This is a genomic window from Carboxydothermus pertinax (assembly GCF_001950255.1).
GTDB lineage: Bacteria > Bacillota > Z-2901 > Carboxydothermales > Carboxydothermaceae > Carboxydothermus > Carboxydothermus pertinax.
This window is the reverse complement of sequence record NZ_BDJK01000017.1, coordinates 18607-44931: the sequence shown is the minus strand read 5'-3', so window position 1 is coordinate 44931 and position 26325 is coordinate 18607. Positions and strand designations below refer to the sequence as shown.

32 protein-coding genes, 1 tRNA gene and 1 other annotated feature are annotated in these 26325 nt (G+C 40.7%); of the genes, 25 read left to right on the top strand and 8 right to left on the bottom strand.

Annotated features, from left to right (window positions below; genetic code table 11):
* The 4 genes from cpu_RS06095 to cpu_RS06080 all read left to right on the top strand — a co-directional run.
* The coding region (locus cpu_RS06095) for an electron transfer flavoprotein subunit alpha/FixB family protein (RefSeq protein WP_143299300.1) at nt 1-217 on the top strand (217 nt) is incomplete at its 5' end.
* A gap of 72 nt (nt 218-289) precedes the next feature.
* On the top strand, nt 290-2335 hold the full coding sequence (locus tag cpu_RS06090; protein WP_077177197.1) for a heterodisulfide reductase-related iron-sulfur binding cluster: 2046 nt from the start codon (nt 290-292) through the stop codon (nt 2333-2335).
* A gap of 13 nt (nt 2336-2348) precedes the next feature.
* Complete coding sequence (locus cpu_RS06085; RefSeq protein WP_075859151.1) at nt 2349-3350, top strand: MBL fold metallo-hydrolase; 1002 nt, start codon at nt 2349-2351, stop codon at nt 3348-3350.
* A 30-nt stretch (nt 3351-3380) separates the two neighbouring features.
* A complete protein-coding gene (locus cpu_RS06080; protein ID WP_075859150.1) occupies nt 3381-3584 on the top strand; it encodes a DUF1858 domain-containing protein in 204 nt (67 codons plus the stop codon).
* 32 nt (nt 3585-3616) lie between these two features.
* Here cpu_RS06080 and cpu_RS06075 read toward each other — a convergent pair whose 3' ends face one another.
* Complete coding sequence (locus tag cpu_RS06075) at nt 3617-4276, bottom strand: TVP38/TMEM64 family protein (protein ID WP_075859149.1); 660 nt, start codon at nt 4274-4276, stop codon at nt 3617-3619.
* Between the two features lie 80 nt (nt 4277-4356).
* Here cpu_RS06075 and ilvN point away from each other — a divergent pair, with 80 nt between their 5' ends.
* From ilvN to cpu_RS06060, 3 genes are all read left to right on the top strand, one after another.
* Nucleotides 4357-4851, top strand: a complete 495-nt coding sequence (ilvN, locus tag cpu_RS06070; protein WP_075859148.1) for an acetolactate synthase small subunit — start codon at nt 4357-4359, stop codon at nt 4849-4851.
* A 57-nt stretch (nt 4852-4908) separates the two neighbouring features.
* Nucleotides 4909-5379, top strand: coding sequence for a YhcN/YlaJ family sporulation lipoprotein (locus cpu_RS06065; RefSeq protein WP_075859147.1), 471 nt, complete (start codon nt 4909-4911; stop codon nt 5377-5379).
* A 69-nt stretch (nt 5380-5448) separates the two neighbouring features.
* Nucleotides 5449-6798 carry an MATE family efflux transporter gene (locus tag cpu_RS06060; RefSeq protein WP_075859146.1) on the top strand — a complete coding sequence of 450 codons (1350 nt, stop codon included), beginning with the start codon at nt 5449-5451 and terminating at the stop codon, nt 6796-6798.
* On the opposite strand, the gene pdaB is transcribed toward cpu_RS06060, so the two are convergent.
* On the bottom strand, nt 6770-7516 hold the full coding sequence (gene pdaB / locus cpu_RS06055) for a polysaccharide deacetylase family sporulation protein PdaB (RefSeq protein ID WP_075859145.1): 747 nt from the start codon (nt 7514-7516) through the stop codon (nt 6770-6772). The genes cpu_RS06060 and pdaB overlap by 29 nt on opposite strands.
* A 112-nt stretch (nt 7517-7628) precedes the next feature.
* Between pdaB and cpu_RS06050 the strand changes: the two genes are divergently transcribed.
* Nucleotides 7629-7703: transfer RNA gene (locus cpu_RS06050), tRNA-Val, on the top strand.
* Nucleotides 7704-7833: 130 nt separating this feature from the next.
* Here cpu_RS06050 and cpu_RS06045 read toward each other — a convergent pair.
* The 6 genes from cpu_RS06045 to cpu_RS06030 form a co-directional block, all read right to left on the bottom strand.
* Entirely contained in the window at nt 7834-8460 is a 627-nt protein-coding gene (locus cpu_RS06045) for a tyrosine-type recombinase/integrase (RefSeq protein ID WP_075859144.1), read from the bottom strand.
* Between the two features lie 583 nt (nt 8461-9043).
* The gene (locus tag cpu_RS06040) at nt 9044-9634 is read right to left on the bottom strand and encodes a restriction endonuclease (protein ID WP_075859143.1); all 591 of its coding nucleotides are present in this window, start codon (nt 9632-9634) and stop codon (nt 9044-9046) included.
* Between the two features lie 151 nt (nt 9635-9785).
* Complete coding sequence (locus cpu_RS14225; protein WP_369688856.1) at nt 9786-10112, bottom strand: hypothetical protein; 327 nt, start codon at nt 10110-10112, stop codon at nt 9786-9788.
* Between the two features lie 8 nt (nt 10113-10120).
* Nucleotides 10121-10270 (bottom strand): hypothetical protein, encoded by a 150-nt coding sequence (locus tag cpu_RS13620; protein WP_159433977.1) that lies wholly within the window; start codon nt 10268-10270, stop codon nt 10121-10123.
* A 102-nt stretch (nt 10271-10372) separates the two neighbouring features.
* Entirely contained in the window at nt 10373-10618 is a 246-nt protein-coding gene (locus cpu_RS06035) for a hypothetical protein (RefSeq protein ID WP_075859142.1), read from the bottom strand.
* Between the two features lie 11 nt (nt 10619-10629).
* Entirely contained in the window at nt 10630-11049 is a 420-nt protein-coding gene (locus cpu_RS06030; protein ID WP_075859141.1) for a helix-turn-helix domain-containing protein, read from the bottom strand.
* Nucleotides 11050-11204: 155 nt separating this feature from the next.
* Between cpu_RS06030 and cpu_RS06025 the strand changes: the two genes are divergently transcribed.
* From cpu_RS06025 to cpu_RS05940, 17 genes are all read left to right on the top strand, one after another.
* Nucleotides 11205-11447, top strand: coding sequence for a helix-turn-helix transcriptional regulator (locus cpu_RS06025; RefSeq protein ID WP_075859140.1), 243 nt, complete (start codon nt 11205-11207; stop codon nt 11445-11447).
* Between the two features lie 431 nt (nt 11448-11878).
* Complete coding sequence (locus cpu_RS06015; RefSeq protein WP_075859138.1) at nt 11879-12094, top strand: helix-turn-helix domain-containing protein; 216 nt, start codon at nt 11879-11881, stop codon at nt 12092-12094.
* A 251-nt stretch (nt 12095-12345) separates the two neighbouring features.
* Entirely contained in the window at nt 12346-13170 is an 825-nt protein-coding gene (ytxC, locus tag cpu_RS06010) for a sporulation protein YtxC (protein ID WP_075859137.1), read from the top strand.
* 222 nt (nt 13171-13392) lie between these two features.
* The gene (gene aroF, locus cpu_RS06005; RefSeq protein WP_075859136.1) at nt 13393-14160 is read left to right on the top strand and encodes a 3-deoxy-7-phosphoheptulonate synthase; all 768 of its coding nucleotides are present in this window, start codon (nt 13393-13395) and stop codon (nt 14158-14160) included.
* A 48-nt stretch (nt 14161-14208) separates the two neighbouring features.
* Nucleotides 14209-15687 carry an anthranilate synthase component I gene (trpE, locus tag cpu_RS06000; protein ID WP_075859135.1) on the top strand — a complete coding sequence of 493 codons (1479 nt, stop codon included), beginning with the start codon at nt 14209-14211 and terminating at the stop codon, nt 15685-15687.
* A complete protein-coding gene (locus cpu_RS05995; RefSeq protein ID WP_075859134.1) occupies nt 15671-16234 on the top strand; it encodes an anthranilate synthase component II in 564 nt (187 codons plus the stop codon). Before trpE ends, cpu_RS05995 begins: the two co-directional genes overlap by 17 nt.
* Nucleotides 16235-16265: 31 nt before the next feature.
* The gene (gene trpD, locus cpu_RS05990; protein ID WP_075859133.1) at nt 16266-17285 is read left to right on the top strand and encodes an anthranilate phosphoribosyltransferase; all 1020 of its coding nucleotides are present in this window, start codon (nt 16266-16268) and stop codon (nt 17283-17285) included.
* On the top strand, nt 17285-18079 hold the full coding sequence (gene trpC / locus cpu_RS05985) for an indole-3-glycerol phosphate synthase TrpC (protein ID WP_075859132.1): 795 nt from the start codon (nt 17285-17287) through the stop codon (nt 18077-18079). The genes trpD and trpC overlap by 1 nt, the downstream gene beginning before the upstream one ends.
* The gene (locus tag cpu_RS05980; RefSeq protein ID WP_075859131.1) at nt 18076-18732 is read left to right on the top strand and encodes a phosphoribosylanthranilate isomerase; all 657 of its coding nucleotides are present in this window, start codon (nt 18076-18078) and stop codon (nt 18730-18732) included. The genes trpC and cpu_RS05980 overlap by 4 nt, the downstream gene beginning before the upstream one ends.
* A complete protein-coding gene (trpB, locus tag cpu_RS05975) occupies nt 18719-19927 on the top strand; it encodes a tryptophan synthase subunit beta (protein WP_075859130.1) in 1209 nt (402 codons plus the stop codon). Before cpu_RS05980 ends, trpB begins: the two co-directional genes overlap by 14 nt.
* A complete protein-coding gene (trpA, locus tag cpu_RS05970) occupies nt 19920-20732 on the top strand; it encodes a tryptophan synthase subunit alpha (protein ID WP_077177196.1) in 813 nt (270 codons plus the stop codon). The genes trpB and trpA overlap by 8 nt, the downstream gene beginning before the upstream one ends.
* Nucleotides 20733-21097: 365 nt before the next feature.
* Nucleotides 21098-21697, top strand: coding sequence for a DUF445 domain-containing protein (locus tag cpu_RS05965; protein ID WP_075859129.1), 600 nt, complete (start codon nt 21098-21100; stop codon nt 21695-21697).
* Nucleotides 21698-21709: 12 nt separating this feature from the next.
* Nucleotides 21710-23614 carry a threonine--tRNA ligase gene (gene thrS / locus cpu_RS05960; RefSeq protein WP_075859128.1) on the top strand — a complete coding sequence of 635 codons (1905 nt, stop codon included), beginning with the start codon at nt 21710-21712 and terminating at the stop codon, nt 23612-23614.
* Nucleotides 23615-23655: 41 nt separating this feature from the next.
* Nucleotides 23656-23793: a sequence feature (ribosomal protein L20 leader region), on the top strand.
* Nucleotides 23794-23815: 22 nt separating this feature from the next.
* Nucleotides 23816-24325 (top strand): translation initiation factor IF-3, encoded by a 510-nt coding sequence (gene infC / locus cpu_RS05955; RefSeq protein WP_200800651.1) that lies wholly within the window; start codon nt 23816-23818, stop codon nt 24323-24325.
* A gap of 15 nt (nt 24326-24340) precedes the next feature.
* Nucleotides 24341-24535, top strand: a complete 195-nt coding sequence (rpmI, locus tag cpu_RS05950; RefSeq protein WP_075859126.1) for a 50S ribosomal protein L35 — start codon at nt 24341-24343, stop codon at nt 24533-24535.
* A gap of 34 nt (nt 24536-24569) precedes the next feature.
* A complete protein-coding gene (gene rplT / locus cpu_RS05945) occupies nt 24570-24926 on the top strand; it encodes a 50S ribosomal protein L20 (protein ID WP_075859125.1) in 357 nt (118 codons plus the stop codon).
* 25 nt (nt 24927-24951) lie between these two features.
* Nucleotides 24952-26316, top strand: a complete 1365-nt coding sequence (locus cpu_RS05940) for a TrkH family potassium uptake protein (protein ID WP_075859124.1) — start codon at nt 24952-24954, stop codon at nt 26314-26316.
* Nucleotides 26317-26325 lie beyond the last annotated feature (9 nt).

Below are 26325 nucleotides of genomic sequence, written 5' to 3'. Positions count from 1 at the left end.
AACCGGTAAGACCGTATCTCCCAGCTTATATATAGCGGTAGGGATATCGGGAGCCATTCAGCACTTAGCCGGGATGGGCAGCTCCAAGGTCATAGTAGCCATCAACAAAGACCCGGAAGCCAATATCTTTAAAGTTGCCGACTACGGCATTGTCGGGGATTTATTTGAAATAGTTCCCCTTTTAACCGAAGAATTTAAAAAGCTTTTAAAATCCTAAAGGAAGGCATTAAGCCTTCCTTCTCTAATAAATTTTATTAGAAGAATTTTCAAACAATGGGGAGGGATTAGGGTGAACGGAGTTCCACAACGGGAGCTTTACTGGAATATCAACCATACCGCTAAATTTCTAATGTATCCGTTGTTTTTAATAGCTCTAGCAATTTTTGCCTATGGAATGTATCAGCGTTATCAATACTGGAAAATAGGGCAAAAAACCAGTGTTAAGTGGGACTTTGCTAGATTTTTAAAAGAGACCTTTTTGCAGAGAAGAATCTTAAACGAACTGTATCCCGGATTAATGCATTTTGGCATCTTCTGGGGATTTACCGTTTTGTTTATAACTACCTTAATTGTAGCAGTACAAGCGGACTTTGGGATTAAAGTATTTACCGGCAACGTTTATTTACTTTTTAGCTTTTTAGCCGATGTCGGAGGAGTAGCAGCAATCATTGGTATTTTAATGGCAATTATTCGCCGCTATATTATAAAGCCAGATCGTCTCGATAACAAAACTGATGACCTGGTTTCTTTACTTTTAATTTTAACGATTTTGGTTACCGGTTATTTTATTGAAGGAATTCGGATAGCCGTTGCCGGGGACAACTGGGCGGCCTACTCACCTTTTGGAAATCTTTTAGCCCAACTGTTAGCCGGAGCCAATGAGGGAACTTTAAGGCTTTGGCATGCTATTTTATGGTGGGGGCACATGCTTTTAGCCTTTGGCTTTATAGCTTATATACCTTATTCCAAACTAATTCACCTCTTTACCGCTCCCATCAACCAGGCTTTGGCGGATCCCCAGAGTGCCAAAACCTTCCCCTTAATTGATTTGGAAGCTGAAGATATAGAATCTTTTGGCGTTGCAACGGTAGAAGAGTTTACCCAAAAACAGCTTTTGGATTTGGATAGCTGCACCCGCTGCGGGCGGTGTCAGGACAACTGTCCCGCTTACCTTACGAAAAAACCCTTATCGCCCAAGAAAATGACCCAGGACTTAAAGGAAGCCTTAAACGAAAAAGCACCGGTAATAATTGCCAAAGCCAAAGCCGAACTTGCCCGGAAAGGACTGGGGGAAGAAGCAGCAGCCAGTGAAGTGGAAGGGGCGGTAACCCGGGCGTTAATTGGGGAAATAATTGCAGAAGACACCATCTGGTCGTGTACCACCTGCCGGGCGTGTCAGGAAGTATGTCCGGTATATGTAGAACACATACCTAAAACAATAGAGCTAAGAAGAAATTTAGTCTTAATGGAAAGCTCCTTCCCGCAGGAAGTACAGCTTACCTTTAGGAATATGGAGAATAACGGCAACCCCTGGGGAGTTGGCTGGGCCAATAGAGCGGACTGGGCGGAAGGTTTAGATGTGCCAATCCTGGGAGAGATGGAAAACCCCGAAGAAATAGAATATCTCTACTGGGTTGGCTGTGCCGGTTCCTTTGATGAAAGAAACAAAAAAGTATCCCGGGCTTTAGTTAAAATTTTAAAGGCTGCGGGAGTAAAGTTTGCAATATTAGGAACCGAAGAAAAATGCTGTGGGGATTCGGCCCGCCGGATAGGTAACGAATATTTATACCAAATGCTTGCTCAGGAAAACATTGAAACGATGAATAACTACAAAGTAAAGAAAATTATCACTGCTTGTCCACACTGTTTTAACACACTGAAAAATGATTACCCGCAATTAGGGGGTAATTATGAAGTTATCCATCACAGTGAATTAATAGCTAAATTATTGGCAGAAAATAAGATAAAGCTAAATAGCAAGGATAACCGTCGTTTCACCTATCACGACTCCTGCTATCTAGGTCGCTATAACCGGGTATTTAATGAGCCCAGGGAAGTATTAAGAAATGTAGGAATCCAATTAACGGAAATGCATAGGAATAAAGAAACCAGTTTTTGCTGCGGCGCCGGTGGGGGGCGGATGTGGATGGAAGAAACCTTAGGAGAACGGATTAATGTGGAACGTACCCGCCAGGCATTAGCCACCAATCCGGAAGGGATTGCGGTTAACTGCCCCTATTGCCTTACCATGCTTGAAGATGGGATAAAGGCATTTGATAAGACCGAGGAAGTTAAAGTTTACGATATTGCAGAGTTAGTGGCTGAGAAGCTTTAAAGAGGTGAAAGTAATGGCCCGGATTTCAACATTAACTTTACCAACACCGTATCTGGTTGGGGACGTTAACATTTATTTAGTGGAAGATAAAAAACTTACATTAATTGATACTGGGGCGCCAACAGAAGAGTCTCTCGCGGCTTTAGAAGCAGGTTTAAAGAAATACGGGTATGAAATCCGGGACGTGTCGGAAATTATTGTTACTCATTTTCACCCGGACCACTTTGGTTTAGCTCAGTACCTTGCTCACAAAGCTAATATTCCCATTCGCATACACCCTTTAGAGTTATATTCTTTAAATGAAGAACAAGAGAATGTAATGAGTATCGTTTCTAAATGGGGATTACCGAAAGAACTATTCGATGCAGTTGTCAAGCATAATTATACAATAGCGAAAAAGTTTTCTAAACAAGAAGTCCGGTTTATACCGCTCCATACCAAGGAAATTATCAAAACCGGGGATTTTGAATTTAAAGTTATTCATACCCCGGGACATTCCTTAGGGCATGTTGCTCTCTATGAGTTAAAAAATAAGTATTTTATTAGCGGAGATTTTATCTTAAAAAATATTTTTCCTAATCCCCTTATAGCTCAAGTGGAGGGGCAGAGAATTCCTACTTTGCCCCTATTCTTAAAAAGTTTAAATAATGTGTTTGAGCTTGCGGTGGAAATGGTTTTTCCGGCACACCAGGATAAGTTTTCCGAGTTATCAGAGGTAATTATCTCAATAAAAAACCATTATTTTCAAAAAACCCTTGAAGTTTACGAAGCAGTAAAAAAGCTAAAAAAAGCAAACTTATATGAAATTTCCCAGAATATCTATCCCGAGGAAATAAAAGAGCAAACGTTTTTGGTTTTAAGTAAAGTTTTAGGATGCCTGGATTTGTTGCAATCGGTTGAACTTGTTCGTGAAAATCATGGATTATACGAGATTGCGGCTAAGGACCTGTCTGGTGGGAAAAAACTATTAAATGAAAGGTACTTTCATCTTTACAAACCGGGTGAAGAAATTTAAAATAAGGAGTAGGAAATGGAGGTGTGGCCAATGAATATTACCAAGGAAATGACTATCACCGAGGTAGTAACCAAGTACCCGAAAACAATACCGGTTTTTTACAAGCATGGGATGGGATGCCTTGGGTGTGCAGCTGCCCAATTTGAAAATATTGAGCAAGGAGCCCGGGCTCATGGTATTAATATTGACGAATTAATTGCTGATCTAAATAAAGTGGCTTCAGAACAAGCATAAAAAATCGCTCGTGTGAGCGATTTTTTTTTAAATTAATCTCCATTTTTTTTATGCCAGCGGTAAAAGAAATAGGCAATTAAGGTGATTATACCTGCTAGAAGAATTTGTGACTTTAAATCGTTCAAGTGACCCAGACCATGACCCAGGACGGAATAGATAACAATTTCCGGAAGTTTACCTAAGGTTGTTGCAACGAAATAGGGAATAAATCGCATATTGCTAAGTCCTGCTAGGTAACTTACTATGCTTGATGGTAAAACTGGAATTAGACGGGCAAAAAATACTACCTTTGGGCCTTCCTTATGGCTAAAAGAATGCACTTTGTCAAGATGCTCTGGTTTCAAATAGCGACTTATGAAATTTCTTCCTAAAAGTCTGGCTAATAGAAAGGCAATAGTAGCTCCTAAAACGCTTCCAGCCAATGAAAGGAAAATTCCGCGAATGACTCCAAAAATAAAGCCGTTGGCGACAACCAAAATAAAGAGTGGGACAGGGGTAAATAAGGTTTGAATTACAAGAAGAAAAAGGCTTATTACTGTTGTTAATACACCAAAGGATCGTAAATACCGAGCAAGTTCGGCAGGAGAGGAAAAACGGTTAAAAAAATGGCTAAAATTTAACATGAAGAAGACAAAAATGAACAATACAACTGCTAAAACAACTGTCACTTTAAGTAGTGAATTTCTTTGCATAGATATCTTCCCCATTAAAAAATTTCAAATAAAATTTTATCAAAGAGTTGTTTAAAAGAAAAGATTAAGGAGGGATTGGGGTGAAACATACCCTATCAGTGCTGGTATTAAATAAGCCGGGAGTTTTAGCAAGGATTTCAGGGTTATTAAGTCGGCGGATGTTTAACATTGAAAGTATTACCGCCGGTTATTCCGAAGAACCTAATATTACCAGGATTACAATTGTTGTTCAGGGGGATGACCTTGTTTTAGAACAGGTAATCAATCAGTTGTCAAAATTAATTGATGTAATAAAAATTAAAGAATTACCAATGGAAGAAACCATTGCCCGGGAGTTAGCTTTAATTAAAGTACGAGCCCTCCCGGAAAAGCGGGCAGACATTGTTAATATTGTCAGTATTTTTCGAGCTAACATTGTTGATGTTAACCGGGAAACTATGGTAATTGAACTTACCGGCGATGAAGATAAAATAAATGCCTTATGTGAAGTTTTAACTGACCATGGGATTGTCGAAATTGTCAGAACTGGTAAAGTTGCTTTAAATCGTGGTCCACGGTCTGCTAAAGAGTTATAAAGCTTAATTTTGCATATAACCTCCGGAAGTGGTTAAGCTATTTTCGGAGGTGATTTTATGAAAAAAGCTCTTTATATTTTAATGCTTTTTATCTTAATATTTACAGTTATTGCCTGTACAGCTGCAAGAAAACCTGTACCTAAAACTGTTCCCCCAGGTGGTACCCCTACTACTCTCCCTACTAATCCTACGGAACTCAGAAAGATAGCAGATAAAATAGCACGGGAGGCCGCTAAAACCGAAAAGGTTACCAAAGCCACAGCGGTTATTTCTGGTAGTACTGCATATGTAGGACTGGACCTGAAGGCTGGGGTAGAAAAAAAGGAAACGGATAAGATTAAGGAAGAGGCAGCCAATCGAGTTAAATCTGCTGAGCCGAGGCTGAAAACGGTTTTTGTAACGACTGATGCAGATACTGTAACACGAATACGTCATGTAGCCGAAGGGGTAGCTAAAGGTAGGCCACTGTCATCCTTTATCCGGGAGCTGGATGAAATTCGCCGGCGAATGACTCCTAAAACCAAGTAATCCGGGTTGCTGCCCGGATTTTTCTTTTATTTTCCAGGGAATTTATGATAAAATCGAAAAAGGTGGGCTATGAAAGGGGGGAAAGAACGTTACATGTATCTGGAAATTATAAAAGTGGCATTACCGGCAGTACTTGAAATGGTTCTTCATATGGCTGTTGGTATTGTAGATACGGCAATGGTAGGAAGGCTTGGGGCAGTTGCGGTTTCAGGAGTTGGGCTTGGCTCACAAATTATTTTCAGCATTTATTTTATTTTTGCTGCTATTGGTACCGGCGGTGGAGCTTTAGCAGCCCAGGCCTTAGGGGCGAAGAAAGAGGAAGAAGTAAAAAGATACTTTACCTATTCTTTGCTTTTAGCTTTTTTAGCAGGACTATTATTAATATTTTTACCTTTAATGGTGCAATTGTTTTTACCCTTATTAAAAATTGAACCGGAAGTTTCTGAATTAATGGTTAGCTATTTAAATACTATTGGTAAATTTGCTGTGCTTTCTCTTTTGCTTTTTGTAGGCAATGGGTTGTTAAGAGCTCTGGGTCAGACTAATATTCCCCTCTTAACGGCAGTGGTTATCAACAGCCTGAATATCTTTTTAGATTACGTCTTGATTTTCGGTAAGCTTGGCTTTCCGCGACTGGGGGTAGTAGGTGCCGCATTAGCGTCGGGGATTTCTATTTCCCTGGGGTCAATTGTGACCCTTTTTTATATTGCTTTTTTTGAAAAGAAAATAAGTTTTAGAAAACTCGGAATGGGCTCTCTTTATATCAAAAAAATTATCAAGATAAGTTTACCTGCTGCTTTGGAAGAAGGGAGTTTTTCGCTGGGAAGGGTTATGATAAGTTTTATCTTGGTAAAACTTGGGGCAATAAGTTTTGCAGCCAACGAAATTGCTATTAATATTGAGTCATTGGCCTTTATGCCCGGATATGGTTTAGCCATTGCTGCCTATTCCTTTGCAGGTAGGTTTTACGGTGAAGGTGACTATAAAAAAGCAAAAAATTACATAGGGAAAACCTTAAATTTGACCGTTTTTGGGATGGGGATAATGGGAATAATTTTCTTTCTTATTCCCACTAAGCTAGGTTTAATTTTTACCAAAGACCTGCAAGTTTTAGAAAAAATAAATGGGTGTTTAAAAATTGGGGCCTTAGAACAAATTCCTACTGGGGTTGAAATGGTTTTAGGGTCGGTATACCGGGGAGTCGGGAATACAAAAATTCCGTTTTATTTAACAACAGCGGGGATGTGGCTATTTAGGCTGCCGCTTTATTGGTATTTATTTATTTTAAATAAGTACGATGTGTATTATGCCTGGATTGTGAGTACAATGCAATGGAGCTTTTTAATGATGATTTACCTTTATCTTTATAAAATGGGTCACTGGTGGCCTGCTACTGAATGGCAGCGGGACCCAGAGTAAGAAGTTTTGAGACTGTAGTAAAGGTATAACCCTGGCGTTTTAATTCTTTGATGATTTTTGGCAGTACTTGACCCGTTTGCTTGCAGGTATCGCTGGCATGCATTAATATTATGGCCCCTGGGTGAATTCTAGCTAAGACTCGGTTATAGATGGTTTCTTTTCCGGGATTTTTCCAATCCAGAGAATCAACGCTCCATTGAATAGCGGTATAGCCTATTTCTCTTAAAGTTTTTATTACTTTTTTGTCGTAATCGCCGTTGGGTAAACGTATCAGTGACGTCGTAACGTTGCTTACAGCTTTTATTGAATTTTCTGCTAAATTGACTTCCTTTTTAATTTCCTCGGGGGAAAGACTGGTATAATTTATATGGCGATGACCGTGGCTTCCAATTTCATGGCCGTCCTTAACAATTTCCTGGACTATCTCGGGATGTTGTTTAGCCCAGGGGCCAGAGAGGAAAAAAGTAGCTTTTATATCTTCTTCTTTTAAAGTTTTAAGAATAGGTTTATAGGTATTCGTACCCCAGCTTAAATCAAAGGTTAATGCTACTACTTTTTTATTAGTTTCAACTTTATAAACCGGGTAAAAGTCAATAATTTGAGGTTTTACTACCGGTTCAGTTAAGTAGTGATAAAAAACTAAGCCAATTAATGCTGCTAAAAAAAGTATTAAGATATATTGCCAAAGTTTTTTGTAATTAAAAAATAAAACTTTCATAGTAGCTCTCCTTTCATTGAGTTTGATATAACTTATGTTTTAAAAGTTGAAAATATGATTAAATTTCCTACTTGACTTTAGAATGAAAATCAGTAATAATATAAGAGCAGGCGGGCGGGTAGTTCAGTGGGAGAACGTCTGCTTGACGCGCAGAAGGTCACAGGTTCGATCCCTGTCCCGCCCACCAGAGAAATCAAGGCCTCCGGGGTTTTCTCCGGAGGCTTAAATGTTATTTTGGTACCCAATTGGTGCCCAAAGTTTAAAACTTGGTCTAATTTTTCTACTGCACGTTTTTTTAATCGTTCTGTAACATGAGTCTAAATATCTGCTGTTATACCAATACGCGCATGACCAAGTAACTCTTGAACTACTTTTAAATCTTCACCGAGTTCTAATAAGCGAGTAGCAAAAGTATGACGGAGCGCATGAAGGTTAATATCAATTCCTGCTTCTTTGCGCAGTTTCCTGAACGTTCGCTCGAAGTTGTCAGGATACATATAGGTGCCATTTTTACTTGGGAAAACGGGTCCGTCAGGCCTGTAAAGCCCTTCTGCTTTTAATCTTTCCTGGTGCCCTTCCAGCATCTTTAAAACTAATTTTGGGATTGGTATTGTACGATTGCCTTTTTCCGTTTTAGGCGGTTGAACCACTATCCCATGTCCACGAACATAAACTACATTTCTTTTTACATGCAAAATTCCTTCTTCTAAATCAATATCCTCCCAGTGAAGTCCCAGGAGTTCACCTCGTCGCAGTCCGGTCCCTAAAGCCAGTATAAAAGCTGTGCCTAACTGGTGCCCTGCTAATGCCCGGAGAAAGGCGTCTTGTTCTTCTAAAGTGAGTGCCCGGACCTCTTTTTTTTTTCTGCATCCGCGGGAGTTCTGTCGCTTCAGCAACATTATCTTGAATAAGACGGCTTTTTTTAGCTTGTTTAAGAGCTCCATATAAAAGCTGATGGACCAGGTGAACTAACCTTGTAGATTTATTATTACCGCGAATAGAGTTATATAAACGCTGGAGATGGTGTGGCTGGAGTTTTTGCAGTGAAATATGGCCAATGGCAGGGATGATATATGCGTTTGTGGCCCAGGTGTAAAGGTCGTATCCTTTATAAAATTTTTCATGAGTAAAATCATAATCGTTTTTATTAACTATTAAGGTCCTAAAAAACATTATATTTTTTGAATTATATTCGAAATTTAAGTCAACTAATTTTTCGTATGCTTTGAAGTACTTACTATTTGCTGATGGGGGGACTTTAGTCCATTTCATGTGCCCCATAGGATTTTTTAAACCTAAAACATTTTGGCAAAACTTTTCGAAATCGTTTACAAAATTCCATCCTTTTTCTTTTAATATCCATATTCCACCAACTAATATATATTCAGAATTAGTTTGTCTACTTTCGTTGCAATAAATTTTGTAAATCGTAGCTTATCGCTCCTTCTTTTATATTCTTTTGGTTTTTATTTGAAGTAAAGAGTAAGTTGATTAAAATGCTCCACGTCTACTAATAAGGCATAATTATTAATTATTTCTTCTATCCATAGAAAGCTTTACTAACTTATCCCTATCTATTAGCTCAACATTATTAGCCTTTGCAAGATTTATCGCATTTTCAGTGAAGTAATTATTGGTGCAAACTGCAGCTTTGTGGCAACCATAAAATTTTACTGCTGAAATAGCCTCCTGAACGGCTTTTATTCCTACTTTGTTTTTATGTCTTTTAGCTTGGACCGCAATTTTTATATTCTCCTTTTCAATAATTAGGTCTGCTCCGTAATCAGCGGTTTTACGTGTTCGTTCGACCTTATAGCCATATTCTTTAAATAATAGTTCAAGCCAGTGTTCAAACTGCTCGCCAGTCATTTTATCAACATCTTTTATTCCAGATTTTTTATAAATACTATCTATAACGCCACTTATAAAAAACTTTACAGTAAAGAAAAATACTGTGGCTATTGCTTCTACAATTAGAACAGTAATAATATCAAACCCATAATTTGCTTTTGGAAAAGGTAAATAGATAATAAAAGTTAGAAAAAACATTCCAAGAAAAAAGCCACATAAGCCCCCTACAATATTTTCAATATATTCCATTAAGCTTAACGTGGACATTTATTACCTCCTACTTAGCATATTTATTTCTGCAATTCATCTATTTTTTTCTTTAATTTTTCTTGTTGCATATTAAGGCCAACTAAATAGGAGTAAAAGAAAATAGATGCAAATCCATCTTCCAACCCCCAACCCAAGCCAGCCGCATAGTTTATTTTGGCGGATTACAAACACTACACTCATAATTGGCTCTTAATATTATGCGGACATTTTTTTCTATATTTGGTATCGGGGGTAAGAGAATAATCGAGTCAGCTGTTACACCTGGTTCTATTTCGGAAGGAGCAAGTGGATAGCTTTTATATTCATCATAGTATTTGTCTATGTAATCGGAGATAAAAGAGAAATCATTTTCATATTGTCTGCCATTACTAATTACTTTCACTAAGGATTCAGCGGGGCTAATTCTTTCAGGACTATTATTTGTATAAGTTACATATATTTTTAAAGCCTTACTATCTTGCTCAACTTTTGTAATTGTTACTTTTACATCTTTAATAACCCATTCACTTCCGGCTCTAATTGGGCAAATCTAACTCTAATATCATAAGCGGCTAAAATATCCTGAAAAAGGTCGGGATTATTCATTAAAAGGTGGAACAATTCGCTTTCGTTGAGTTTAGGAGATTCTTTCATGTTTGCCCCCTGAAATGTCAGTTATTTGGGGATTTTGTCGAAAGGTCTCTAAAACACAAAGACCCGCTATCTTTTGTCGAGATAGCAGGTCTTTTGCTTTATTTATGGTTTAACACGCTTGAGGTTGAATATATCGGCATCGTGAGTGGCAATTTTAAATAAGACGTAATCCAACTTTTCTGTGTGTTCTTTCAAGGTTTGCTTTACTTCTTTCATATCGCTTTTTAGTTCGTCTACATCTTTTCTAAGCCCTTCCACTGCGGCGTTGGGGTTACCAACTATGCGGATTAATTCGGTGAGCATATTTGTAATTTGGTCTAAGCGGGCTTCAATCTTGGCGTTGTCCATATAATCACCCCCTACCAATCGTTGCTTTCCTCTTCCTCAATGGCCTTAATAACGCGGATAACTCTCCGGATGGCCCGAGGAGATAAGTCCTTGGTGGAGCGGAAGAGCAGCTTTAAATCTTCCCGCTCTTTCATTTCCTGCCAGAAGGCGAGGAGTTCTTCGTCTTCGGAATCGTCCCGGAGTGCCGCTTCTATTTGGTGGTGTTCTTTCTGGAAGGGGATAGGGTCCGGTATATTTGTCCTTCCGAGTAGGTAGTCAACGTTTACCTCGAAGAAATTGGCAAGTTTCAGGAGAGTTTCGTAGTCGGGTTCACGTTTGCCTGTTTCGTAGAGTGATAGTGCTGAACGGGATATATTCAAAAAGTCAGCGAGCTCTTTTTGAGTTAATCCGCGACTTTGTCTAAGTTCTACTAACCGTTCTGCCAATGTCATATATATCACCTACCAGAATACTACTCTACAATATGTAACATTTCAATAAATGCAACAAAATGTAGCAAAAAATTTAAAAGGTATTTTACTCTTCTCAATGTAGTATTTATAATAAAATCAAACGAGCTTCAAATCGAAGCAAAGGGGATGGTTATATGAGAGATAGATTAGCAGAGGCCAGAAAAAACAAAGGGTTTACTCAAAAACAAGTAAGCGAATTGGTAAGTATTTCGAGAAGCCTTTACAGCTTTATTGAAAAAGGTATACGATATCCAACTTTTGGCTTGACTAAAAAGATTGCGGAAGTTTTAGATGAGAATGTAGAAGAACTTTTTTACCTACTAAAGCTTCAAAGTGAAGCCAAACACCCCTCAGACCAAAGCGGGGTAAGGAGGTGAGTGGTGATTAAGCTAAAAGTGTTAATTTTTAGCTTAACTCGTTTTCTGCCTCGTTTTTTGCAAGACATAATAAATTCTCGGAATTATTGTATTGTTTGCGGTGAGAAGGGAGCAATACTGCTGTTGGACGATAGAACTTGGATTTGCGAAGATTGTGCACAATACATGAGCGAGTTGGGGAACGTGTGAGCGGTAGCTGCCTTGGAAGAACAGAGGAATTAAGAAAACTGCATGAAATCAAAAGTAGCTTTTTCAAAGCCATTTTTAAAATCCATTTAGGCCTCTTTGTGGCCCGCCTCTACCAAAAATGAATATGGTGACGTTGCTGCTTTCGACATAAAGAAGGAAAAACCTGCAAAAACAGGGTTAAGGAATTAGGTCACACCACTGGCGGGAATCGGGGCGGGACCGGGAAGTAAGGTGAATAGGAGATGGAACCCCAGCGATTGGCTTATACCGTCGAAGAGGTTGCGAAGATGTTAGACGTTTCGCTTTCTATAGTTTACCGGGCAGTTGAAAACGGAACGCTACCTTATAAAAGATTGGCCGGGGGCTATGGCAAAGGACGAATCATAATCCCAGCAGAAGCCCTGGAAAAGTGGCTGAAACGGCCGGATATGCCCAGGGCAGAAAAAGTAAGGCGATAGATCGAAAAAGCTGTAGCGTTAGTCAAAAGCAGATTATGAAGCTGGGCGAACAATCCACCGGATGACATAGTATGCAATAAGGTTGACGCGCAGAAGGTCACAGGTTCGATCCCTGTCCCGCCCACCAGATTATAAAGTTTGAAGACCGGCAATAGCCGGTTTTTTTGTTTTTTTCTGGTAAATTCGCCACCATTTCTAGTGTATACACTAGTTTGCGTACTCATATAATACCATTAGAAGAGGTGATTGATATGTCCGAAATTATTGTTGGAACCAGTCGTTATGGACGAGAAATTGAAACTTTGTTTAATTTGCAGTTGGCCGAGGAAATAGAAAACGGTCTGCTGGTAATGGACAAATTTCAAGCCGGGAATTTTCAATTCCTGGCTTTAAATATTATTAAGATAAATTCATTATCTTTTACAAAGGAAAGTTTCTTAAAAAAAGTAAGTAAGGTTTTAACTAAAGTTTATGTGGATTTTTGGGAAAAAGATATTTTGGTTGAGGTATTAAGGTATGAATACCCCTACTTTGACAGTAATGAGATAGAAAATATAAAAAACAAAGCATTAAAGTTTTTGAATATTGATAGAGAAAAGGAAATAAGGCAAAAAGTTGATGATTTTTTACATGAAAGTCAGGTCATAAATCTTGATGGTTTTATATTGTTTCGTTTACAAAGAGAGGTTAACGAAATTTACGACAGTATTGACCGGGCTGTGGAGGAACAAATTTTAGAAAAAGAATATCAGGAATTTATTAAAATAGTAAAATATTTCCTTGAGCTCCAGCCGGTCAAAAGGAAAATTGTTCAAGTTTTTTGGTTAAATGAATACTTGGTAATTCTTGACGACCAACTAAAAAAAGTAGAAGATGAATTTGTGGAATATTTATTAACCCAGCGTAATAAAATTTTTCCAGAGGATTTATTAATAAGCGCATTAATATCTTTAGCTCCAGAAAAGATTATTATACACTGGCATGACGTATCGTTAAATTTTAATCTTAAGCCAATTAAGGATATTTTTGCCGAAAGGTTAGAGATCTGTGAAAGATGTGAAGCTTTTAGATGCTAAAGGGGTAAGAAAAATATTGACTTAAATTAACAGGTAGGGTAAACTTTTAACCAATAAAATATTTTAAAAAATATTTTAAAGACGAGATGAGTTGAGAGAGAAGAGCTGAGCTGAGGGCAGGTTAGAGGAGATTTAGGTGATAAACCAGCACTCAGTTTAGTGCTGGTTTTTTGTTTACTCAGGTATTTTTAAGTGTGAAATGGGTTTTAAGGAGGGGTCAGGTTGAATATATGGGATGACCTGATTAGAAGTAACAGGTTTTTAGTTTTTGCCGGGCCTTGTGCGGTGGAAAATTTAGAGCAAATAATGCTGGCAGCAAAGGTTGCTAAAGCCCTGGGGGCTGTTGGCTTAAGGGGAGGAGCTTTTAAGCCAAGAACCCGTCCGGAAAGTTTCCAGGGGCTTGGGGAAGAAGCCTTAAAGTATCTTGCTTTAGCCAAAGCCGAAACAGGGCTTTTAGTGGTAACGGAAGTTCTTGATGAGGATTCCCTTAATAAGGCTTTACCGGTGGCTGATATCTTACAGGTAGGTAGCCGCAATATGCAAAACTTTGCTTTATTAAAACTTTTAGCAAAAGTTGATAAACCGGTACTTCTAAAAAGAGGATTGGCTGCAACCATTGAAGAATGGCTGGGGGCGGTTGCTTATCTGGAAGCAGGTGGGAACAGACAGATAATTCTTTGCGAACGGGGTATAAGAACTTTTGAAACGATGACGCGAAATACACTCGATATCAGTGCTATCCCACTTTTAAAGAAGCTTACCCCATATCCGGTAATAGCAGATCCCAGCCATGCTGTCGGCCGTCGCGATATTATCCCATCTTTAGCTAAAGCGGCTGTTGCAGCAGGAGCGGATGGACTCCTTATAGAGATTCATCCTAGGCCTGAGACGGCATTAAGTGATGGAAAGCAGTCTTTAAATTTTGAAGAATTTGAGCAATTGATGCTGGAATTAAAACCTTGGGTACAAGTAACCGGGAAAAAACTGTAGGAGTAATGGTAGTAGGATAGTCGAGGAAAAGAGAGGAGGAAAGACGAGGTGAGCAAAGTTTTTTCTGAGTTAGCTTTTACCCCTAATTGGGAAGAGTATTGCGCTTATGCCAAACAATATCAAGTAGTGCCGGTAATGGTAGAGCTTTTAGCCGATACCTTTACTCCAATTACCTTATATCAACATTTAGCTTTAGATAGGGGGATTTCCTTTTTGCTTGAAAGCGCTGCTGGAAATGGAAAAATGGCCCGTTTTTCGTTTATTGGCTTTGAACCGTTAAAAGTGGTAGCCGGTCGGGAGTTGGAGGTTATCTCAATGCTGCTCTCAGAATTAAAAGGTCCACCAGTTTTAGATTTACCTTTTTACGGTGGGGCAGTGGGTTATTTTAATTATGATTTGATATATAAGTTGGAGAATCTACGAAGTCGCCGTCATGCTCGAAAGGACGATGTGCTTTTTCGCTTAATGGTTCCCGAAAAAGTTTTGATTTTTGACCATCGATATCACACCCTAAAAGTGGTGATAAACACTCTTCCCCAAAAAGTAGGTGAAAAAACAGCTTATGCGCGAGCAAAGGATTTAATAAAAGAGATTATCAGTAAGCTAAACCAATTAAAAACTTCTGAAACGTTGAATATGGCAGTTAAACCGGAAAAAAGCGTTTGTGAGGCGACTATAAGCAAGAGGGATTTTTGCTCTATGGTGGAAAGGGCCAAGGAGTATATTAAAACCGGGGATATTTTTCAGGTAGTTCTTTCCCAGCGCTTTTCTTTTCCCTGTCGGGAGAAACCTTTTAATATTTACCGGCGTTTGAGGCGGGTTAACCCTTCTCCTTACATGTTCTATTTAGATTTTGAGGAGCTAAAACTTATCGGGGCTTCACCGGAAATGCTGGTACGCCTGCAGGGGGGGAAGGTAGAGACCAGGCCAATTGCTGGGACCAGACCCAGGACAGGTCGGCCGGAGGAGGATTTACGTCTTTCCCGGGAGCTTTTGGCTGATGAGAAAGAACGGGCGGAACATTTAATGCTGGTGGATTTAGGACGAAATGACCTGGGGAGAGTGTGTCGACCTGGAAGCGTAAAGGTAACTGAGTTTTTTAAGGTGGAGGATTTTTCCCATGTGATGCACATTGTTTCTACCGTGCAAGGGGAGGTGGAAGCAAAGTTCAGTCCTATTGACGTCTTAAAAGCGGTTTTTCCCGCCGGTACCGTTTCTGGGGCGCCCAAAATAAGGGCTATGGAGATTATCGATGAGTTGGAACCAGAACCCCGCGGGCCATATGCGGGGGCGGTGGGGTATATAAGCTGTACCGGGGAAATGGACACTTGCATTACCATCCGTACCCTTTGGGTGAAAGATGAAATGGTTTATTTTCAAGCTGGTGCGGGAATTGTTTGGGATTCGGATCCGGCCAGGGAATACCAGGAAACAATAAATAAGATTCGAGCCATGGTCCAGGCAGTAACAGGAGAGGCAGAATTTGTCAGCAACCGAGGAGGGGAGAAGGATGATTTTGCTGATTGATAATTATGATTCTTTTACGTACAACCTTGTCCAGTATTTGGGTGAGCTGGGGCGCCAAGTGGAAGTCCGGCGTAATGATAGCCTAACCCTCTCGGAGATTAGGGAAATGAATCCTACCCATATAATTATTTCCCCTGGCCCTTGTACTCCCAACGAAGCGGGAATTTCTTTAGAGGTGGTAGGCCTATTTGCCGGGAAAAAACCTATTTTAGGGGTTTGTTTGGGGCACCAGGTGATAGGTCAGGCGTTTGGTGGAGAGGTGGTGCGGGGCAAAATTCCAGTGCACGGTAAGACCTCCCTAATATACCATGACGGCCAGGGAGTATATAAGGGACTACCCAGTCCTTTTCGGGCTACCCGTTATCACTCGTTAGTAGTAAAAAAAGATAGTTTACCCAAAGAACTTTTAATTACTGCTACTACTGAGGATGGAACAATTATGGGTATCCGCCACCGTTATTGGCCGGTGGAAGGAGTACAGTTTCACCCGGAATCGATAATGACCGAGTATGGTAAAGAGCTTTTGCGTAATTTCCTGGCGTATTAAGCCAAGGTAAGAAAAGAGGAGGCGAGTTTAGATGAGGGAAGTTTTGGAAAAAGTGACCATGGGGGAGAACTTAAATTTTGCTGAAGCGCGTGAGGCTATGGAAGCTATCATGGAAGGAAAGTGGACTGAGTCTCAGATAGGAGCTTTTTTGGTGGCTTTAAAAATGAAAGGGGAAACGGAGGAGGAGATTGCCGCTTTTGCACTTGCGATGCGAGAAAAAGCAAGCCGCGTACTTACTCGTACCGAAGGGCTAGTGGATACCTGCGGAACCGGTGGAGATGGCCAGCACACTTTTAATATTTCTACCGCTGCAGCTTTTGTCATTGCTGGCGCCGGAATTCCTGTAGCAAAACATGGAAATCGGAGTGTTTCTAGCCGTAGTGGTAGTGCCGATGTCTTAGAAGCTCTTGGGGTGAACATTGATTTGGATGCTAAAGGTGCGGCGCGCTGTGTGGATGAAGTAGGAATTGGATTTCTCTTTGCTCCAAACTTGCATCCAGCTATGCGTCATGTGGCTAAACCCCGGCGGGAGATAGGTATTCGTACGGTCTTTAATATTTTGGGACCTCTGGCAAACCCAGCTTATGCTCGTGGCCAGGTATTGGGGGTTTTTAGTCCCGAGCTCCAGGAAATTTTAGCAAGGGTTTTAAATCGATTGGGCGTGGAACGGGCTTTTGTGGTTTACGGTTCCGGAGGATTGGATGAGGTATCTCTTACCGGCCCGACAAGGGTTTTCGAGTTAAATCGGGGCGAAATAAAAAGTTACACTTTTGACCCGCTATCTTATGGCTTTTCTTACTGTAGCCTAAGGGATTTGCAAGGGGGAGATGCTTTCGAAAATGCCCGGTTATTGCAGGAGGTTTTAAGGGGGAAACCTGGACCATTACGGGAGGTAGTTCTCTTAAATGCTGCTTTTGGTATTATGGCCGGGGGTGTAAACGATTTTCGGGAAGCACTTTTAATGGCCCGGGAAAGTATTGATCAAGGGTTGGCAGCAGAGAAGTTGGAAAAATTGCGCCGTCTAAGTCATGAAATCAAGGAGGCAGGGTGATGTTCCTCGAAAAAATTGTCAATGTCCGTCGGGAAAAGGTTATAAAAGCCCAAAAGAAAATTCCTTTTGGGGAAATGCGGAAGATGGCGGAAGAACAGGTTAGCCACCGTTTACCCCTTTCCCTTAGTCAAGCTTTACTTACAGAAAAAGCAAAAAGGAAGGTGGGGATTATTGCGGAGATAAAAAAAGCGTCTCCTTCTAAAGGTTTGCTCCGCGAACAGTTTGATCCGGTGGCGATAGCCCGAGGATATGCAAAAAGCGGGGCGGTGGCTATTTCGGTTTTAACGGAGGAGGATTATTTTTTGGGCTCACCGGATCATCTTCGAGCGGTAAGGACGGTGGTCTCCCTCCCGCTTCTTCGCAAAGATTTTATAATAGACCCTTATCAAATTTATGAAGCTAAGGTATTGGGAGCAGATGCTGTTCTTCTGATAGCTGCTCTTTTGGAAAAAGAGGAAATAAAAGAAATGATAAATATAACCGAGAGCCTAGGACTGGAGGCGCTGGTTGAAGCCCATAATTTGACGGAGGCCGAGAAAGCTTTAGCGGCAGGGGCACGGCTTATTGGAATAAATAACCGTGACTTACGCACCTTTGTTACTGATATTAATGTATCGTTAGAACTTGCTTCCTTTTTAAAAGAGGCGGGGGTGGTGATGGTGAGTGAAAGTGGCATTAAAAACAAGGAGGAAATAAAAGCTTTAATGGTAGCTGGTTATCACGGGGTATTAATTGGCGAGACCTTAGTAAAGGCTTCCGATCCCGGGCAAGCATTAGAGGTGTTGCTGGCATGAGGGTACGGGTGAAGATTTGTGGGATTAGGGATAAAAAAACAGCTCTTGAAGTTTCCCGGGCTGGAGCGGATGCTGTAGGTTTTGTCTTTGCTCATAGCAAGCGTCAGGTTGAGCCCGATGTGGCCAGGGAAATAAAAGCTGTTCTTCCCCCTTTTGTCTCGGCAGTGGGAGTAGTGGCCGATATGGATGTCGAAGAGGTAGCCCAAATCGCAGCGTACTGCAATTTAGATGTAATCCAGCTTCACGGAGCGGAAAGTCCTGAATATTGTGCTAAACTTGCGCAAAAAATCCCCGCCAAGATTATAAAAAGTATACCTGTACCGGTGGATGGTGATGCGGTAGAACTGCAAGATAGGATAGCAACTTACGAGGCGTATGTTCAGGCTTTTCTTTTTGATACGGCTTTTGGTGGTGTGTTTGGCGGAAGCGGCCGGACCTTTAACTGGCGGCTACTGAAAGAGCTCAAAATAAAAAAGCCTTGGCTTTTAGCCGGTGGTCTTAATCCGGATAATGTTGGAGAAGCTTTGCGGATTGTTAAGCCTTACGGTGTGGATGTTTCCAGCGGTGTGGAAACGGCGCCGGGAATCAAAGATTACGCCCGGATTGAAGCATTTATCCAGTCAGTCAGGAGGTGGGAGAATGAAGTTAATTAGTTATAAGCTGCCAGATCCCAGGGGGTATTTTGGACCCTACGGTGGACAATTTGTCCCTGAAACGTTAATGATAGCGTTAGAAGAACTAACAGCTTTCTACGGGGAAGCTAAAAAAGACCCCTCTTTCCATGCGGAATTGAATTATTACCTGCAACAGTATGCCGGCCGCCCTACACCCCTCTATTATGCGGAGGGTTTGACCCGTTATGCCGGTGGGGCTAAAATTTATCTGAAACGGGAGGATCTAACCCATACCGGGGCCCACAAGATTAACAATACTATCGGTCAGGTCCTTCTTGCCAGGCGCATGGGCAAAAGAAAGGTGGTGGCGGAAACAGGTGCCGGGCAGCATGGGGTGGCCACGGCTACGGCGGCGGCTAGATTTGGGATGGAGTGTACTGTTTTTATGGGGGAAGAAGATGTCCGCCGGCAGGAATTAAATGTGTACCGCATGCGCCTTCTAGGTGCACAAGTGGAAAGTGTAACTTCGGGTAGCCGTACTCTTAAAGATGCTATGAATGAGGCCATTCGCTACTGGGTTACTCATGTCCGGGATACTTACTATGTCCTTGGTTCTGTAGGTGGTCCCCATCCCTATCCGACCATTGTTCGGGATTTTCAAAAGGTGATCGGGGAGGAAACCAAAGCACAAATCTTAGCTCAGGAAGGAAAACTCCCTGACTTAATTGTAGCGTGTGTTGGTGGGGGAAGTAATGCCATAGGAATGTTTTATCCTTTTCTCGAAGATGATGTGCGGTTAATCGGGGTAGAGGCAGCAGGATTAGGGCTGGAAAGCGGTCGGCATGCTGCTACTTTAAGCCGGGGAAAGGTGGGAGTTTTACACGGAGCTAAGTCTTATGTTTTACAGGATGATCGAGGCCAGATTGTAGAGGCTCACTCCATTTCGGCAGGTTTGGACTACCCCGGGGTAGGACCGGAACATGCTTATCTTAAAGATATTGGCAGGGTGGAATATACAGCAGTAACTGACGAAGAAGCTTTAGATGCTTTTAAGCTTTTGGCGTATACGGAAGGTATCCTGCCAGCTCTAGAAAGCGCCCATGCTGTGGCCAAAGGAGTAAAGCTAGCCCGGGAGATGCGGCCGGATGAAATCGTAGTCATTAACCTTTCCGGCCGGGGCGACAAAGATGTCTACACCGTTGCCCGGGAATTGGGGGTGACGCTGGGTGAGTAGGATTGGTCCAATGTTTTCAGAAAAGCGCATTCGGGGAGAGAAGGCACTTATTACTTATACTATGGGAGGAGATCCAGACCTTTCTCTTTCTCTTGAAATTATCAAAACCCTGGCGGCGTCCGGAGCTGACCTTATTGAAGTTGGTTTACCCTTTTCGGATCCTTTAGCCGATGGGCCGGTGATTCAAAAGGCCGGGCAACGGGCTCTGGCCGCCGATAGCGGTCCGGAGGAAGTACTGGCACTGATAGCTGCTGCCCGCAAGGATCTATCTTTGCCGCTGGTCATTATGTCCTACCTCAATCCAATTTTCCAAATAGGGATAGACGAGTTTTTGCGGCGGGCAGCAGGGGCTGGAGCTGACGGCCTTATAATTCCCGACCTTCCGGCAGAAGAAGGGGAAGAAATAAGGGCGGCGGCTGCGGGATACGGCCTTGACTTAATTCCTTTGGTGGCTCCCACCACCGGGCAAAAGCGGCTTGAAAAGATTGTGAGTCAAGCTTCAGGATTTATTTATTGTGTGTCCGTAACAGGGGTTACTGGGGCCCGGGATAACCTTCCGGTAGAGGTTATTCCTCTTCTTGAGCGGGTGCAAGCGGCAACCAAGTTGCCGGTGTGTTTGGGGTTCGGCATCTCGACACCGGAGCAGGCAATGCTGGCGGCTCCCCATTGTGACGGGATTATAGTGGGTAGTGCCTTAGTTGCTTTAGTGGAAGAATACACCCGGAACAAAATAAACAAACAGGAGATGTTAAAGTTGATGGCGGAAAGGGTTGCAGCTTTGAAGCTGGCCTTAAGAGAAAGTTAAATCAGAAGTAAACAAAAAGAAACAAAAAATAAGTTATTAAAGACCAAACGGCATCAAAAGCTAATAAGTAAAGGAAAGTTAAGCCATAAAGGTAGTACTGCAAAAGCAGTATCCTTAATGGCTTTTTATTTTTAATTCCAAGGACCTTTTGTCCGGAATGAGAAGGGATGCTGCCATAGGGATAAAAAAAAGTGCCTTACTGCCAAAAGGGCAAAGAGAATATTAAAATGGGGGTTTGAAGGCCACGAAGGTCTTTTGTCTTGCTGGAGCAAGGAAGAGATTATCGTCCTCACACCCTTTTTTATTGCTTTTACAAGAATAATTTGCTATATTTTAAATAATTGAGGAGGTATAAGAGAATTATCGTGAAATTATCGGAGATCATCCTTCCACCTTTAATCGGCGGTTTTATTGGTTGGCTTACAAATTACTTAGCTATTGTAATGCTTTTTCGACCATATCAGCCAGTTAAAATAGGTTTACTGACTTTTCAAGGAGTAATCCCCAAACGCCACCGGGAAATTGCTAAGGCATTGGGTGAATTGGTAGAAAAGCAACTGTTGTCCCAAAAAGATGTTATAAGCCTTTTAACTTCTGAAGAAAATAAACAATTATTTGCCGAAAAAATTTTATTGGCGATAAAAGAAAAGTTAAGCACCCTTTTTCCTGTATTGCCGGATTATCTACGGCAAATTGTAATTAAAACGCTTTTAAACTACTTAAAAAATGAACTGCCTTCGGTAGTAAATAAAATAACTTTATCTTTAGAAACGGATTTGCAAAATAAGGTTAAAATTGGGAAACTAGTGGAAGAAAAAGTTTTGCAGTTTGATTTAAAGACCTTAGAAAAAATATTAACTTCTTTAATGAAAACGGAACTTTCGTATATCGAAATTTTTGGTGGCGTTATCGGAGTGGTTATTGGAGTCATGCAGGTAATGTTGAATATTTTTGTTAATAGATAGGAGGAAAAAGGTATGTTAGAATTACGTTTTCCCAATAATGAGGTTAGAGAGTTTCCTTTCGGTACTACGGCCCTTGAAGTTGCAAAAGCTCTAAGTCCAAGACTTGCTAAAGAAGCTCTTTGTGCATCAATAAACGGAAAGTTAATAGATTTAAACCAAAAGGTAACTGAAAACGGGGATTTTCGTCTATATACTTTTGAAGATGAAGAAGGAAAAGATGTTTTCCGCCATAGTTCCGCTCACCTTATGGCGCAAGCGGTGAAAAGGCTTTTTCCTAATACCAAACTTGCGATTGGTCCTGCTATTAAGGATGGATTTTATTACGATTTTGACCCGGAGGAAAGCTTTTCTACGGAAGATTTAGTAAAAATTGAAGCTGAAATGGAAAAGATCGTAAAAGAAGACTTGCCCATAGAGCGCTTTGTTCTATCCCGGGATGAAGCCCTAAAGTATTTTGAAGAGAAAGGCGAAATTTATAAAGTTGAGTTAATTAAAGATTTACCGGAAAGCGTGGAAATATCTTTTTATCGGCAGGGGGAGTTTGTTGACCTCTGTGCCGGGCCGCATGTGCCTTCAACCGGATATCTTAAAGCCTTTAAGCTTTTAAGCATAGCCGGAGCTTACTGGCGGGGTAATGAAAAAAATAAAATGCTGCAGCGGATCTACGGTGTTTCGTTCCCAAAAAAAAGCATGCTTACTGACTACTTAAACTTCTTAGAAGAGGCGAAAAGACGGGATCACCGGAAAATTGGGCAAGAATTAGATCTGTTTAGCCTTCAGGAAGAAGGCCCTGGCTTTCCCTTTTTCCACCCCAAGGGGATGGTTATCCGAAACGAACTGGAAAATTTCTGGCGGGAAAAACATCGCCTTGCCGGTTACCAGGAAATAAAAACTCCAATAATCTTAAACCGGGAATTGTGGGAAAGAAGTGGTCACTGGGCTCATTATAAAGAAAACATGTATTTTACTAAAATAGATGATCAGGATTATGCTATAAAGCCCATGAACTGTCCGGGAAGTATTTTAGTATATAAGACTAAGCTTCATAGTTACCGGGAATTTCCCATTCGCCTTGCAGAACTGGGATTGGTTCATCGGCATGAGTTGTCGGGAGTTCTTCATGGCTTAATGCGGGTTCGCTGCTTTACCCAGGATGATGCTCACATCTTTATGCTGCCCGAGCAAGTAAAAGATGAGATTATCGGGGTTATTAACTTAATAGATGAGTTTTACCGTCTGTTTGGGTTTGAGTATCACGTAGAACTCAGCACCCGTCCGGAAAATTCCATGGGTAGCGACGAATTATGGGAATTAGCTACTAATTCATTAAAAGAGGCTTTAGAAGTCAAAGGGTTACCCTATAAAATCAATGAAGGGGACGGAGCGTTTTACGGTCCGAAAATAGATTTTCACTTAAAAGACTGTATTGGACGCACTTGGCAGTGCGGAACTATCCAGCTTGATTTCCAGATGCCAGAAAAGTTCGACTTGACCTATATTGGAGAAGATGGACAGAAGCATCGTCCGGTAATGATTCACCGGGTGGTGTTTGGTAGTATTGAAAGATTTATCGGTATCTTAATTGAACATTATGCCGGTGCCTTTCCTACCTGGTTGGCACCGGTACAGGTGAGAGTAATCACTGTTGCTGAACGGCATCAGGCTTATGCCCGGGATATATACCAAAAACTTTTTGCCCAAGGGGTAAGGGTTGAGTTAGATGACAGAAATGAAACTATTGGTTATAAAATTCGGGAAGGGCAAATGCACAAAATACCGTATCTTTTAATTGTGGGTGATAAAGAAATCGAGCAAGGATTAGTGGCGGTCAGGAAAAGAGGTGTTGGCGATCTTGGCCAAAAGCCCTTTGCTGAATTTGTTGAGGAGCTTCTGGAGGAGATCAGGATAAAAAGATAGTTGACAGTAAAAATTAACCGTGTTATCATTTCAGAGGAAAGAAAACAAAGTAGAAGCCACCTGCTTCTCACCTGAAAGCCGTTTAAGGCTTTGGGTTAATAATGAAAAGCAAGGCTTTTGGTGCTTTTCAAATTATTTTATGGAATAAAGCGGGTGGAAACCCGCTTTTTATTTTGAAAATATATTTGGAGGTGGACAGTTATTACCAAAGATTTACGGATTAACGAAGAAATCAGGGCCAAAGAAGTGCGGGTAGTAAAGGAAGATGGCACTCAACTTGGTATAATGCCGTTAAAAGAAGCCCTGAAACTTGCCGAAGAAATGGAGCTTGACTTAGTGGAAATTGCACCTACTGCAAAGCCGCCGGTTTGCAAAATTATGGATTACGGCAAGTATCGCTATCAACAAAGTAAAAAAGAAAAGGAAGCAAAAAAGAAACAAAAAATTATTAACGTAAAAGAAATTAAGATACGCCCGTCAATTGAAGAGCATGATTTTAAAGTAAAATTAAAAAACGTTCTCCGCTTTTTAGAAGACGGAGATAAAGTAAAAGTTACCGTTATGTTTCGCGGACGGGAGTTAGCGCATCCGGAAATTGCTTATGAACTTCTAAACAAATTGTCCCAAGAGGTTGGCAGTATTGCGGTGGTTGAACGCCCTGCCAAGCTTGAGGGTAGAAATATGATTATGATTTTAGCACCAAAGTCATAAGGAGGAGGAAACACCATGCCCAAAATTAAAACCAAAAAAGCAGCAGCCAAGCGGTTTAAGAAAACTGGCTCTGGCAAAGTTAAGCGCTTTCATGCTTTTCATAGTCACCTGTTAGGTCACAAAGAGGCTAAAAGAAAGAGAAGACTTAGAAAGTCAGCCCTGGTAAGTAAAGGGGACATGAAAATTATTAAAAAGATTTTACCGTATTAAAGATACTTCGTATTAAGCATAAGGAGGTTTTATTATGCCAAGAGCAAAAAGTAGCGTAGTTTCAAGAAAGCGTCATAAAAAAATATTAAAGTTAGCAAAAGGATATTTTGGTTCTAAAAGTAAGCTTTTTCGGGTTGCTAAACAGCAGGTAATGAAATCTTTAATGTATGCTTATCGGGATAGAAAGGCCAGAAAAAGGGAATTTAGAAAGCTTTGGATTACAAGGATTAATGCAGCAGCCAGAATGCATGGACTTTCTTACAGCCGGATGATGAATGGCTTAAAGAAAGCCGGGGTAGAAATAAATAGGAAAATGCTTGCTGATTTAGCAGTAAATGATAAAAATGCCTTTGCCGAGCTTGTAGAAATTGCAAAGAAGAATTTGAATTAAGATTGATTTCTAAGTGAGGGTTTTGATGACGGTGTTTGTACTAAAATCAAAAAAGGAAAAAAATATTTTACGACGATTAACTCCTGCGCAAATCCTGGTTTTGGGATTTGCAGGAGTTATTCTTTTAGGTACAGTTTTATTAATGTTGCCAATTTCTTCTAAAGATGGAACGGTAACTTCTTTTCTAGATGCTTTATTTACTGCAACTTCGGCGGTATGTGTTACGGGTTTGGTAGTGCTGGATACTGGGACTTATTGGTCGCTTTTTGGGCAAGTTGTCATTATGCTCTTAATTCAAGTGGGCGGCCTTGGATTTATGACTATAGCTACGCTTTTTGCTATTATTTTAGGCCGCAGGATTAATTTACGAGAACGAATTGTTATTCAAGAAGCCTTAAATCAGGCAAGTTTAGAAGGGATAATTAAGTTAACAAAACAAGTTATTGTATTTACTTTTGGTATTGAAGGAGTATTCGCTGTTATCTTAGGCTTGAGATTTTCACAGGATTATGGATTTCTTACCGGTATGTGGTTTGGTGTATTCCATGCAATTTCGGCATTTAATAATGCGGGTTTTGATTTAATAGGAAATTTTAAAAGCTTAACTCCTTATGTGGGAGATATTCTAATAAATCTTTCTATTGCCTTTTTGATCATTGCTGGTGGTATTGGATTTTATGTTATTTCAGAACTTTCTAATTATAGAAAAAAAGGAAGATTATCCATCCATACCAAAATAACCTTAACTACTACCGGAATATTATTATTAGTTGGGACGGTTGTAATTTTTATAATGGAATATGGTAATGGTAAAACTTTAGGAGCGCTACCTTTAGGACATAAACTCTTAGCGTCTTTTTTTCAAGCGGTTACTCCTAGAACTGCAGGTTTTAATACCTTAGACATTGCTTCCCTTCATCCTGCCACCCAGTTTTTCATCATTATTTTAATGTTTATAGGGGCATCTCCAGGCTCTACTGGAGGTGGTGTTAAAACCACAACCTTTGCTGTTCTGACTTTGGCCGTGGTAAATATCATTCTCGGGCGTGACGAGATATTAGTTTATAACCGTCGTTTACCCCGAGAACAAATTTTTAAAGCTATTGCTATTGTTATGATTTCGTTGGCTTTAATCAACATTGTTACTTTTATACTTACTTTTACCGAAGGACACAATATCTTAATGAATATGTTTGAAACTGTTTCAGCTTTTGGTACTGTAGGGCTATCGATGGGACTGACGCCTGAACTATCAAAATTTGGTAGGGTTTTAATAATCTTAATGATGTTTTTTGGACGTTTGGGTCCTCTTACCATTACTTTTGCTTTAGCCCAGCGGCGGAAAAAAGCTTTATTTACTTTACCGGAAGAAAAGGTTATGGTTGGATAGGAGATGAAT